The 11,473-nt window shown below is 66.8% G+C and carries 12 protein-coding genes; 6 read left to right on the top strand and 6 right to left on the bottom strand.

Annotated elements, in window-relative coordinates; translation table 11 throughout:
- Positions 1 to 85 precede the first annotated feature (85 nt).
- Positions 86 to 1,045, bottom strand: coding sequence for a sigma-70 family RNA polymerase sigma factor (locus tag ACFVTD_RS11850; RefSeq protein WP_387562777.1), 960 nt, complete (start codon positions 1,043 to 1,045; stop codon positions 86 to 88).
- Positions 1,046 to 1,193: 148 nt separating this feature from the next.
- Between ACFVTD_RS11850 and ACFVTD_RS11845 the strand changes: the two genes are divergently transcribed.
- Positions 1,194 to 2,225, top strand: a complete 1,032-nt coding sequence (locus ACFVTD_RS11845; protein WP_387562774.1) for an NAD-dependent epimerase/dehydratase family protein — start codon at positions 1,194 to 1,196, stop codon at positions 2,223 to 2,225.
- A 17-nt stretch (positions 2,226 to 2,242) separates the two neighbouring features.
- On the opposite strand, the gene ACFVTD_RS11840 is transcribed toward ACFVTD_RS11845, so the two are convergent.
- The gene (locus ACFVTD_RS11840) at positions 2,243 to 3,100 is read right to left on the bottom strand and encodes a hypothetical protein (protein ID WP_387562771.1); all 858 of its coding nucleotides are present in this window, start codon (positions 3,098 to 3,100) and stop codon (positions 2,243 to 2,245) included.
- 184 nt (positions 3,101 to 3,284) lie between these two features.
- Here ACFVTD_RS11840 and ACFVTD_RS11835 point away from each other — a divergent pair, with 184 nt between their 5' ends.
- The 5 genes from ACFVTD_RS11835 (at position 3,285) to ACFVTD_RS11815 (ending at position 7,312) form a co-directional block, all read left to right on the top strand.
- Positions 3,285 to 4,253, top strand: coding sequence for a hypothetical protein (locus ACFVTD_RS11835; RefSeq protein ID WP_387562768.1), 969 nt, complete (start codon positions 3,285 to 3,287; stop codon positions 4,251 to 4,253).
- Positions 4,253 to 4,684, top strand: coding sequence for a phage holin family protein (locus ACFVTD_RS11830; protein WP_387562765.1), 432 nt, complete (start codon positions 4,253 to 4,255; stop codon positions 4,682 to 4,684). Before ACFVTD_RS11835 ends, ACFVTD_RS11830 begins: the two co-directional genes overlap by 1 nt.
- The gene (locus tag ACFVTD_RS11825) at positions 4,681 to 5,343 is read left to right on the top strand and encodes a DUF3618 domain-containing protein (protein WP_387562762.1); all 663 of its coding nucleotides are present in this window, start codon (positions 4,681 to 4,683) and stop codon (positions 5,341 to 5,343) included. The genes ACFVTD_RS11830 and ACFVTD_RS11825 overlap by 4 nt, the downstream gene beginning before the upstream one ends.
- A gap of 98 nt (positions 5,344 to 5,441) precedes the next feature.
- A complete protein-coding gene (locus ACFVTD_RS11820) occupies positions 5,442 to 6,671 on the top strand; it encodes a YihY/virulence factor BrkB family protein (RefSeq protein WP_387562759.1) in 1,230 nt (409 codons plus the stop codon).
- Between the two features lie 383 nt (positions 6,672 to 7,054).
- Positions 7,055 to 7,312: a hypothetical protein gene (locus tag ACFVTD_RS11815; protein WP_387562756.1), complete on the top strand. Its 258-nt coding sequence runs from the start codon at positions 7,055 to 7,057 to the stop codon at positions 7,310 to 7,312.
- A gap of 130 nt (positions 7,313 to 7,442) precedes the next feature.
- Here ACFVTD_RS11815 and ACFVTD_RS11810 read toward each other — a convergent pair whose 3' ends face one another.
- The 4 genes from ACFVTD_RS11810 to ACFVTD_RS11795 are packed head-to-tail and all read right to left on the bottom strand — an operon-like array spanning position 7,443 to position 11,438.
- On the bottom strand, positions 7,443 to 8,240 hold the full coding sequence (locus ACFVTD_RS11810) for a glycosyltransferase (protein ID WP_387562753.1): 798 nt from the start codon (positions 8,238 to 8,240) through the stop codon (positions 7,443 to 7,445).
- Positions 8,237 to 9,613 (bottom strand): PIG-L family deacetylase, encoded by a 1,377-nt coding sequence (locus ACFVTD_RS11805; protein WP_387562750.1) that lies wholly within the window; start codon positions 9,611 to 9,613, stop codon positions 8,237 to 8,239. The genes ACFVTD_RS11810 and ACFVTD_RS11805 overlap by 4 nt, the downstream gene beginning before the upstream one ends.
- The gene (locus ACFVTD_RS11800) at positions 9,607 to 10,695 is read right to left on the bottom strand and encodes a hypothetical protein (RefSeq protein ID WP_387562747.1); all 1,089 of its coding nucleotides are present in this window, start codon (positions 10,693 to 10,695) and stop codon (positions 9,607 to 9,609) included. Before ACFVTD_RS11800 ends, ACFVTD_RS11805 begins: the two co-directional genes overlap by 7 nt.
- 50 nt (positions 10,696 to 10,745) lie before the next feature.
- Entirely contained in the window at positions 10,746 to 11,438 is a 693-nt protein-coding gene (locus ACFVTD_RS11795; RefSeq protein WP_387562744.1) for an O-methyltransferase, read from the bottom strand.
- Positions 11,439 to 11,473: the final 35 nt, after the last annotated feature.

The raw sequence follows: 11,473 nt of genomic DNA, 5'->3' as shown, positions 1-11,473 counted from the left end.
CCGGCGATGCAGATCTGCGCAGCAGCAGCCCCTTCGGCTGCGTAACCGGTACCGCCAGCCAAGACCGCGGTGGGCAGGGTGATTGCTACCTGGTTCCCGTTCCGCGGTGGTGAAGGTCCCCCCGCTTCGCGGTGCTGCCGGAGTGTCCAGCCCTCAGGGGCCGGTGGAATGGCGCAACAGCGTTAGCAGGGCGGCCTTGCCTGACTGCGCGGCCCTGCGTTGCGTTGCCTGCAGCGCGGTCCGCATCTCCGGCATGGGTGCCTTCCTCCAGCCTGCGCTGCAGTTCAACCAGCACCTTGGCCAGGCGGCGGGAAACCTGCATCTGGGACATACCCAGCCGCTTCCCGAGCTGCACCTGGGTTTCCTCGCAGAAGTAGCGCCGATACAGGAGCTCCCGGTCCGAGTCGCTCAGGTCCTGCATGGCGTCCCGCAGGCAGGACAGTTCTTCAAATCGCTCCAGCGGCGCCTCGGGGCAGGCCAGCACCTCGCCGATGGATGGTGCATCCGAGTTGGGGTTGACCGCGTCCAGGGAATCGGGGTGCATGCTGCTGGACGCCGACATGGCCTCCTGCACCTCGGCCGGGTCGCTCCCCAGTTCGCTGGCCAACTCCGTCACGCTGGGATTCCTGCCCAGCGACTGGGTCAATTCGGGTTCTGCCCGGAACAGCCGGGTCCGCAGGTCCTGGATGTGGCGCGGCGGGCGCACGACCCAGGTCCGGTCGCGGAGGTACCGCTTAAGTTCGCCGGTAATCGTGGGCGCCGCGTAGGCGGGGAAACTTTCCCCCTTAGCCTGGTCGAAGCCCCGGGCTGCCTTGACCAGGCCCAGATAGGCCACCTGGTTCAGGTCTGCCCGCTCCCGGCCGCGTGCTTCAAAGCGGGCAGCAAGGGCTTCTGCAAGGTCCAGGTATTTGAGGACCAGGTCATTTTCGAATGTCTCCCGAAGCCGCCCGGAGGTGGCAGGAGGGTTTTGGTTTTGTGCTGGCACCGGCGGCTGGTGGTGGACGGGTGCAGCGTCCACGGCAAGTGCGGCAAAGGATTCGGGCATGAGTGTTGGTTTCCCTCGGTCTGGTTCCGAAAGCCTGCGGCAAGACTTAGAAGCAGCAAATCATAAGCTTGCTTATAAAACAATGCTCCTGCGCTATAAGCTCGGAAAGTACGGGGAAGCCGGACCAAGCCGCGAAGGAGCCTTAGTCATGCGAATCGCCATTACCGGAGCAAGCGGAAACGCGGGTACAGCGCTGCTGCGCAATCTGCAGGGCCAGCTAGCCAGGAAGCCCGGCAGCCTGGAGCTGGTGGGAATCAGCCGCAGGCTTCCCAATACGTCCGGTGACCCCTACCGCGGCGTGCGGTGGCACACCCTGGATGTTGGGCTGGAGGGGAACATACCCCTGCTCGAAGAAGCGCTCGCCGGGGTTGACGCCGTGGTCCATTTGGCGTGGCAGATCCAGCCGAACCGCGACTTGGATCAGTTGCACCGGACCAATGTCACCGGGACCGGGAACGTCCTGGAGGCTGCTGCCCGGGCGGGAGTCAAGCAGGTTGTCTGCGCCTCCTCGGTGGGGGCCTACAGCGCTTCCGGCAAAGACCAGCGGCGGGACGAATCATGGCCGGCAGGTGGAATGGCTGGCTCACATTACAGTAGGCACAAGGCCGAGCAGGAGAAGCTCCTTGACGAATTTACGGCCGCACACCCGGACATCGCAGTCGCGAGGCTGCGGCCTGCGCTGATCTTCCAGGGACAGGCCGGGGCCGAAATCGGCAGGTATTTCCTGGGCCGCATCCTGTCCCGGCTGGTGCCGCCCAGGCCATGGTTGCCCCTACTTCCGGTTCCCGACAACCTGGTTTTCCAGGCCGTCCATGCGGACGACGTTGCAGAGGCCTATTGGCGGGCAGTTGACCAGCGCGCCGGCGGGGCCTTCAATATCGCCGCCGAGCCGGTTCTGACGCCCCGGGAACTGGGCCGCATCCTGGGCGCAAAGAGGATCCTCCCCATCCCCATGCGGCTGCTCCATGCATTGGTGGACCTGACATGGCGGGCCCGGCTGCAGCCTACCGACGCCGGATGGGTGGAGATGGCAGCCGGAGCACCCATCATGGACACCAGCCGCGCGGAGCGCATCCTGGCCTGGGAGCCGAAGGTGTCATCGGTCGATGCCGTCAAGGAGCTGCTTGCTGGCATGGGAGCGGGGGAAGGAGTCAGCCCTTCCCCCGTCCTCAAACCATGAAGTAATCGAAGAGTCGATTAGATGCCGGCGCCCTGGTCGCCGTCACGGTCATGCCGCACGCCAGGCCCTGCGGCGGCATCCCCAGCCTCCGCTTGGCGCCGCCGTCCCGGCTCAGCCCCCGGAATCCCGTCGCCTGCACCGGCGGCGGGAATGTTACGGTGGCCGCCAAAGCCATCTTCAACGCCGGTGCGACCGTCGTCGGCGTGGCCTGGCTCCCCGCGCAAACCCCTGTCAACGTCCGCTGCGGAACCCGTCTGGCCGGCACCGTGTTCAGCATGCCCCAACTCGCCGTTCGCGTCCTGCCGTTCGCCATACGCTTCCGTCCGGTCGTGCCGGCCGTCGTAGGCTTCGACGCGGTCCTGCCTGGCGTCGTGTATTACACGGCGATCCGTCCCGGCGTCGCGCATTTCCCTGCGGTCCGCACCGGCGTCATGGACATCGGGACGATCATGCCCGGCATCCATTCCGTCGCGGCGATCATCCCGGGCGTCGTGCACCACGCCGGAGTCCTGCCGCCCGCTATCCGGGCCGACGTCGGGATCCAGCTCGTCTGCCTTACGGGTACGGCTGGCAACGTCGCCCCGCAGGGTCTGGGCTTCCTGGCTGCGCTGTTCAGCTTCTTTTGCCAACCGCGCCGCATCAACCTTGGCCTGCTCGGCGTCCGCACGGGCCCGGATGGCCTTCGCTTCACGCTCGCGGGCATCGATTTCCATATTCTCGGCTTCGCGCCGGATCTCAGCGGCCTTCTCCCGGTGCTCCTGGTCCAGCTTTTCCTGCATTGCCTTCCGGCGCCTGCCTCCGGCCAGGAGCAGCAGCACGACCAGTGCCACCACAACAACGGCAACTACAACCCATACCCATGGAGCTGTGTCCACGTTTCCCACCACTTTCCACTTCGTTGTGACCGGGCAGGCCCTCGCCTTCCGGCTGACATTTTTGGAACGGTTATAACTCGTTTAGCAAGGGTACTTACCTTTCATTAGTAATCATGCTTATCATTTTACGGCCAGTATTGCTGGTTCTTAATCAACAACCGGCCTTCTTGGAAAGAGAGCGAAGATGACAGAGAACCAATGGCCCCAGGATCCCGCCTACACGGCTCCGCCGGCCAATGCAGGAATCCCTGGCGAGCGGGAGCCCGCCACCTTCCCCTCCACCGCCGCTCCCCTGGGCGGAGAAAGCCAGGCTGATGATCCCTACGGCTCGTCCCGCAAGGATCCAGCCAAGGAAGAAGCGGCCCATGTAGCCCGTACCGCCGCCGGCTCCGCGCAGAATGTGGCCCAAACGGCGAAGGATGAGGCTGCGAATGTTGCGCAGGAGGCGAAGGCCAATGCGCAGGACCTGCTGGGACAGGCGAAGTCAGGCCTGGCCAGCCAGGCCGGGACCCAGCAGCAGAAGGCCGCCGAAGGCATCCGCAACATCTCCACCCAGCTGCACAGCATGGCCAACGCCCCGGACCAGCAGGGCATGGCCGGTGACCTGGTCCGCCAGGCAGCCGAGCGCACCTCCTCGATGGCCACCTGGCTCGAAAACCGCGAACCGGGCGACCTCCTCAACGAGGTCCAGCGCTTCGCCCGCAACAAGCCCGGAACCTTCCTGCTCCTCGCCGCCGGCGCCGGCGTCCTGGCAGGCCGCCTCACCCGCGGCCTCACCGCAGGCCCGCCCGAGGCATCGACGTCCAAAGCTGCCGGCACCGGTGCCGGAGGCCAGTACTCGGGCACACCCTACGGCGACCAGTACAACCAGTCGTACCCGGTAGCGGGCGGGACCGTTCCTCCGCCGCCGGTCCAGCTTCCCGGCCCGGCCACCACCACGGCGGGTTACGACGGCGGCGCACCGGGCAGCAGCTATCCCGAGGCCGCAGGTCCGGCCAGCGGCCTGGACAGCCCGCAGCTCGTGGAAGAACCCTGGTCCGGAAACCAGCTTTCAGACGACCCGCTCCGGGACCGCGCCCTCGCCGACGACCCCATGGCCAATGATCCGCTCACCCAGGACCGCACCCGGGGTGGCCAGACGGGTGGTCTGTGATGAGCAGCCAGATACCGGAGCCGCCGCCCAGTGCGGCGCACCTGAAGGCGGAGAACGCCTCGCTCGGGGAGCTGCTCGGGGACGTCACCCGGGACCTGTCCACCCTGATGCGCCAGGAAGTGGAACTGGCCAAGGCCGAACTCAAACAAACCACCACCCGGGCAGGGAAGGGCGGCGGCATGCTCGCCGGCGCCGGGATCGGCGGACACTTCGTCCTGCTCTTCCTCTCCCTGGCCCTGATGTGGGCCCTCGGCGCCGTCATGGCCCTGGGCTGGGCCGCGCTGATCGTCGCCGTCATCTGGGCGATCATCGCCGCGGTCCTGGCCTCACTCGGCCGGAAGGAACTCAAGCAGATCAAGGGACTGCCCCAGACCGGGGAAACCCTCTCCGAAATACCCCCCACCCTCAAACCAGGCGAGGTAAACCGATGAGCGAAAACCCCGACGTCATCCGAGCAGACATCGAAGCCACCCGGGCACGCCTGGGCACCAACGTCGACGCCGTGGCCGACAAAGTCACCCCGTCCAACATCGTCCACCGCCAAACCGACAGGGTCCGCGACGCCGTGACCGGCGTGAAGGAGAAAATCATGGGCGCAGCAGACCACGCCACCACAAACGTCCACGACGCCACCGCCACCGGGGCCGGGCACACCACCAACGCCATGCACACCGCCGGAGACAACCTCCACCAGGCAGGAGACGCGGTCTCCGCGAAACTCTCCGACGCCGGCGAGGCCGTCTCCCACGCCCCGGACCAGGTCAAAGCCAAAACCGCCGGGAACCCCCTCGCCGCCGGGCTCATCGCGTTCGGCGCCGGGATGCTCCTGTCCTCCCTGATCCCGGCCAGCGAGAAGGAACGCGAAGCCGCGGACCAGCTCAAAACCGCCGCCCAACCCCTGGCAGAACAGGTCACCGACGCCGCTAAAACCATGGCCCAGGACCTCAAGGAGCCTGCCCAGGAAGCCATGGACAACGTCAAAGCCACCGCCACCGACGCCGCCCACAACGTCAAAACCGAAGGCCAAAACGCCGCCACCGACGTCAAAGACCGCGCCACCGACGCCAAAGACAACATCCAAAACACCTGACCCCACGCGGCGCTGTAGGCAACAGTTTGATCGGCAGGCCGGCACCGCGATGCGCGGGCCGGCCTGTCCGCTTGGCCCCCTGATTGAGAGGACACCCCATGGCCACTCACGACACATCCGAGACCAGTACCGCCAAGGCGGACCAGGCCCCGGATCCAAACGACTCCAGGAAACCCGGGAACCTGCGGGACTTGGAAAAGCCGTCCTGGAAGTACATCGCCAAGAAGACTCTCCGTGAGTTCACCAAGGACCAGTGCCCCGACCTGGCAGCGGCCCTGACGTACTATTCGGTGCTGTCGATCTTCCCGGCCCTGCTGGCGCTGGTGTCCCTCCTGGGAATCTTCGGGGACCCGCAAAAGACCACGTCCGCCCTACTAGATATCGTCCAGGGTTTCGCCCCCGGGCAGACCGTGGAGACGATCCGCCCAGTGGTCCAGGACCTCGCCAGCTCCTCGGCCGCCGGCCTCACCCTGATCCTCGGTCTCCTCACTGCCCTCTGGTCGGCGTCCGGCTACGTCGGAGCCTTCGGCCGGGCCATGAACCGCGTCTATGAAGTTGATGAGGGCCGTGCCTTCGTGAAACTACGCGGCACCATGCTCGGCGTCACTGTCGTCAACCTCCTGATCGTCGTCGCGATCGCGGCGATGCTGGTGCTGAGCGGCCCTGTGGCACAGTCCGTCGGAAACCTGATCGGACTCGGCGGCGCCTTCCTGGCGGCCTGGGACATCGCCAAATGGCCGGTGATGCTTGCGCTCATCATTGTCGCGATCGCCATCCTTTACTACGCCACCCCCAACGTCAAGCAGCCGAAATTTCGGTGGATGAGCATGGGGTCTGCCATCGCCCTGGCGGTATTCCTGCTGGCGTCGCTGGCTTTCGGTTTTTACGTTGCGTTCTCCAACAGCTACAACAAGACCTACGGCGCCATCGGGGGCGTCATCGTCGCTCTGCTGTGGCTTTGGATCCTGAACATGTCCCTTCTTTTCGGTGCCGAGTTTGACGCCGAGATGGAACGGGCCCGCGAGCTGCAGGCCGGGATCAAGGCCGAGGAAACCATCCAGCTGCCTCCGCGGGACACCAAGAAGAGCGAGAAACTGCAGAAGCAGATCGAAGAAGACATCAAGCACGGCCGCGAACTCCGGGAAAAATATGCCTCGGATAATGGCCAGGAGGGCTCCAGCGAAGACCGGGACGGGCAGCCTGCCGGGGTCGGCCAGGCCAGCGACCGGCCAGGCGAGCGGCACCGGGACCGGGTCCGCGACAAGGTGCAGCAGCGCGCCGGGAGCGGGGAGTCCGACGACAGAATCCGGCGGGGCGGGAGCGCTTAAGCAGCCAGGCGCAACCGCAGCGCAGAGGGACTAGGCAGGACCTTCAGGATGGAGGAAAATTCATCCTAGAGGTCCTGTTTGGTTTCCCGGGAGGCAGCATACCCGGGGCAATACGGGGTCGGCGGTGAGATGGCCTCTTCTGAGACCGAGGCCAGTCCCCCCAGTCACCGTCGGCCCCCTCAGGCCCATCCCTGTACCGTTCATGGCCGGACGGCGCGCCACTGTACAGGACCAAACCCCACAGACCGCAACCGCGCCTGGACCAACTGGACAAGCACGTGGAACTGCAATACTTTCTTGAATACCTCGCCGGAATTCCCCGGAAGACCGGCAAGGCCGCTGAAGCAGTCGGCGGGATTACTGTCAACCATTTATGAGCGGACATGCCTGCTACCCATTTTGAACAGTTTCTTGCCGAAGCAGTCATCGCGGACAGGGAGCCCGGACTGGGTCTCCGACGCGATGAGCTATACGGTCTCTACACAAGCTGGTGCCTCCTGCACAAGGCGGAGCTCCAGCCGCCGGCAACCCTTTGGGAGGCCCTCCATCACGCCGGCATCAACCCGGACAGCAATAACCTGTCCATGACCGGGCCGGCCGCGGCTGACTACATCGTTGCCAGCGCACCGGACCTGGTCTGACAGGGACGCCGGCCCGGCAGGGAGCCTTCATACACGTCGGTAACGGCCGCACGGATAAGTACGTAAAGGGAAAGGGTTGTTGCCGCAGGGCAGCAGCCCTTTTCCGCACCCAGCCTTCAGCGCGCTGCCGCTACGGCCGCGCGAGTGCCAGGAGATAGGCAGCAAACCCCTTCGGTGCCCGCCCCGCAGTCCGTCCCGACGTGAGCACCCGGGTGGTGTCCGTGGCAACAATGCGTGCGCCGCTGCGCCTCAGCCGGCCCACCAGGGCCTGGTCTTCATCGAAATCAACGCCGGGGAAGCCGCCCGCCGCCAGGTAGGAGGAAGCCCTGACCCCGAGGTTGGCACCGTAGACATGGGGGTGATTCTCGGTGCTGGTGTGCCGGGCGTGCCAGCGGGCGAGGAGCTCGTGGTGCATGCCGTGGGGGTCCGGCTGGACGGTGCCCAGGACAACATCGAAGCCCGCGGCGGCCAGTTCCAGCTGCCGCAGCAACCAGTGCCCGGGAACGCAGGAATCAGCATCTGTGTTGGCCAGCCAGATTTCCCGCATGGAACCACCATCTGCCGGCGCGCCCGCCTGCACGGACCCGGTGGCGTGATCCAGTGCAGCCCGGACACCGGCCTGCCGGCTCTTGCCCACGCTCCCGAACGTCACGGGAAGCAGCACGCACCGCGGGTCACCGGCAACTGCATCGGCGGCCACCGCCGCGGACCGGTCCGTGCAACCGTCCAGGACAACGACCACGCGCACTGTAAGGTCCGGCACTTCCGACTCGGCCCGGTCTGCCGCGCGCCTGACCGCGGTGAGAGCCCGTTCGAGGTGCTGCTCCTCGTTGTGGGCCGGAATGACCACCGCAACCTGCCGGATGCCGTGGTTTCCCTGGCCGACCGGTGGCAAGGGATCGGCGTTGCCCGGAGCAGTCCAGCTCATCCGGGCTTCCCGCCCGGAGCAACCAGGACTTCAAGCACAAAGTCGCGTTCCTGGTAGTGCCCGGCCGTCCGCCATCCGAACCGCTGCCGCGCCAGGGAGTGGACAGTATCCCCGTCGAGCTCCCACCCTTCGATGGGGTGCCGCCAGTGGCACAGGAGCAGGGTTCCGCCAGGTTCCAGGGACGCCTCCACCCTGTCCCACAGCTGCGCCAGCTCGGCCGGCGCCAGGTAGTAGCCCACTTCGGAGACCACCACCAGGTCGTACGTTCCTCCTGGCCAGGACCCGGGCAGCACACGCTGCTCGACCCGGGCCCCTGGCGTCCCCGCCAGCAGTTCCCCGGCGCGGCGCACAGCGGTTCCGCTGGCATCCACCCCCAGGAGGCTGCGGCACCGCGGAGCCAACGCGGCCGTCAGGGTGCCGATGGAACAACCCACTTCCAGGCCGCGTCCATAGGATTCCTCCGGAAGTGCGGCCAGCGTGAGGGCGCGTTTGCGGCGCTCGTACCAACTTTTGCCATAGTTCCAGGGATCCTCGGACCCGTCGTGGACGCTGTCGAAAACCTCCTCGGCGTCCCTGCTGGAATGCAGCCGGCCGGATGAACCGGGCGCCGGCGTCCAGGCGAAGACCTCATAGCTTCGCGCGAAGTGCTTCAAGAACGCCTCGCTGAGCAGGGTTTCGTCCCCCGGAAGGGGTGACAGCGGCTGCACTTGCGTTGCGTGCTCCTCCATGGCCCGCTTTTTGGCCCGGCGGGCGGATTCATCGAGATGGAAGCGGACCCAAGGCTGCCGCTCCAGGTAGCGTGGTGTGGCCCAGTGCCAGAACCAGATGGGATATTCCAGGAGGGCGTGGCCGTCGCGGTTGGCGATGTGTGCCGCTGCCGCCCCCAGCGCGTCATGGTCACCGTGGCCGTCGGCCCGGTATGGCGCCACGAGGGCCAGCCGGTCCCGGCTGCCGGGCAGCCGCCGCGCAGCGTCCCGGATGGCGCCGGCAATCGCGTCCGCATGGCCGGCCAGTCCCCGGTCCGGCAGCCCGAGAAACGTCCAGCGGTCCGCCAGGCCGAGGACGTCCAGGGCCGCCGAGAACTCGGTGAGCCGGACGGAAGCCAACTGTTCCGGGGTGGTGCTGGGCGACTCCGGATGCGATCCCTCCCCCGCCGTGCAGAGCACCACTTCCACCTCGGCGCCCAGGGCCACCAACGAGGCCATCAGGCCACCGGCACCAAGGGTTTCGTCGTCCGGATGCGCAGCCAGGACAACGAACCGCATGCCCGACAATTCGGCCGGATCGAGCGGCAGCTCAGGCGCCACAGCCAGCCTGCTCCGGGCCCAGGCCGCTTCACTGGTGCCGTCGTCCGTGTGCGAAAAGGTCACCACGGGCAGTCCCCTTTCAGCACGAGCCGGCCCAGCTGGGCATCATCCCGCGCACCGTGATGCTGCCGGACGTAGAGGGCCAGGTCCGCCATCCTCTTGGCATACTTTCCGTCAAAGGCGAGCGGCCCGGGACCACGGCTGGTCCCCACCAGGTGAAGGACACGTTCGACGGCGGCGGCAACAGTTCCGCGGACGCGCTGGGCCTCGCTCCAGGTGCTTTGGTTCCCGTCGGCACTGAGCGACCCGTCGTCAATGCGGGCCGCGGTGCGGGCAAGATATTGGAGGGCGGCCGTGATGGTCCGGTCCACCTCCCCCAAGGCCGCGAGCGCCAATTGGTCCGGTTCCCGGCCGATCTCGGCACCGGCCAGCAGGCCGTCCCGGAAGTCCCGCGCAACCCCTACGGCGCCGCCCAGCCAGCAGGCAGCAACGCCCATCCCGCCCCAGGCGAATCCGGGCCGGCTGTGGTACCAGCCGGCACCTCCCACGGGTGTTGCCGGGACCTGGTCGAAGTGCACGCTTCCGCTCGGTATCTCCCGGAGCCCGCGTGCGATCCATGCCGGTTCCTCGCATTCCACCCCTGGGTGGCGAAGGCTGACAGCGAAAGCCGCCCTGCCGCCGTCGTCCGTGTGGGCCGTGATGACGGCGCAGTCCAGGCTCCCGGCAAGTGAACACCAGGGCTTGGTCCCGTCGAGGACCACCCCGGTGCCTATGGAGCGCGCCTCGAGCCGGGCGTTGGGTGCCTCCGCGGCGAAGACGCCCCACGATGCGTCTGCGGCCCCTTCCGGCACTGGATGGTTCGCCGGTGACGCAGTGGCGGCTTGGGCGAGGATGGCGACGGCGTCGAGGTGCGGCTCAAACACCCTGGCGGCTGCCACGTCAATGGCGGCGACGGAGGCCAGGAGCTCCCACAACATCGTGGTGCGCCCCTCACCCGGTCGCGGCCAGGTGTGCCCTGCGTCCACGGCAAGGTCCAGCAGGGCGGGCACGTCACCGGCAGCACCGCCGGCCGAGTCAAGGATTGGGAACCACGGGGAGAGCCCGGCGGGAGTGGAGCCCAGGAGCACGGGGGTAATTGTCGCTGGCAAGTACGTCCTCCATGAAAGGTGTCCGGTGGCACCGGATGCATCTCAACAGCTTACTTACTATTTTTCGGCAGGATGCGCGCCAGGGCGAACCCGTCCCAGCCCTTGGAGCCGACGGTCTGGATTACCGTGGCGTCCAGCCGAGGGTGATCGCCCAGCAGCTTGAGGGCGTCGATGATGCCGGGCGCGTTGACGGGGTCGATATCCGGGTCCAGGACGGCGCCTTCCCAGATGGTGTTGTCCAGGACCACTGCTGCTCCGGGCCTGCCGAGCCGGACAGCGAAGTCCAGGTAGCGGCTGTTGTTCTCCTTGTCGGCGTCAATGAAGATGAAGTCGAACGGCTCCCGTTCCTCTTCCTCGAGGGCAGCCAAGGTTTCCAGCGCAGGGCCCAGCCGGATTTCCACCCGCTCGCCCAGGCCGGCCGCGTCAATATTGGCCCACGCCACCTCCGCATGTTGCGGTAGGTATTCGCAGGTCACCAGCGTGCCGTTATGCGGAAGTCCCCGGCCCATCCAGATGGTGCTGTAGCCCGCGAGCGTCCCAATCTCCAGGATGCGCCGCGCACCTGTGAGCTGGACCAGGAGCTTGAGGAGCTTCCCCGCGTTCGGCGCCACCTCGATGGGGGGCATCCCGGCCTCCGCGGCGGCGCGGATTGCCTGCTGGACGCCACGGTCCGGATGCACCACTGCGTCGGACAGGAACTCCTCGGTGGCAACCCATTCCGGCCGGGGTTTGTGCTCGAACATTGCCACAGTTTGGCACGCGGCGCCCCGGCGGTCCA

The organism is Pseudarthrobacter sp. NPDC058119 (assembly GCF_042884655.1).
Lineage (GTDB): Bacteria > Actinomycetota > Actinomycetes > Actinomycetales > Micrococcaceae > Arthrobacter.
The sequence above is the reverse complement of the archived record's forward strand: the minus strand, read 5'-3'. Positions and strand labels throughout refer to the sequence as shown.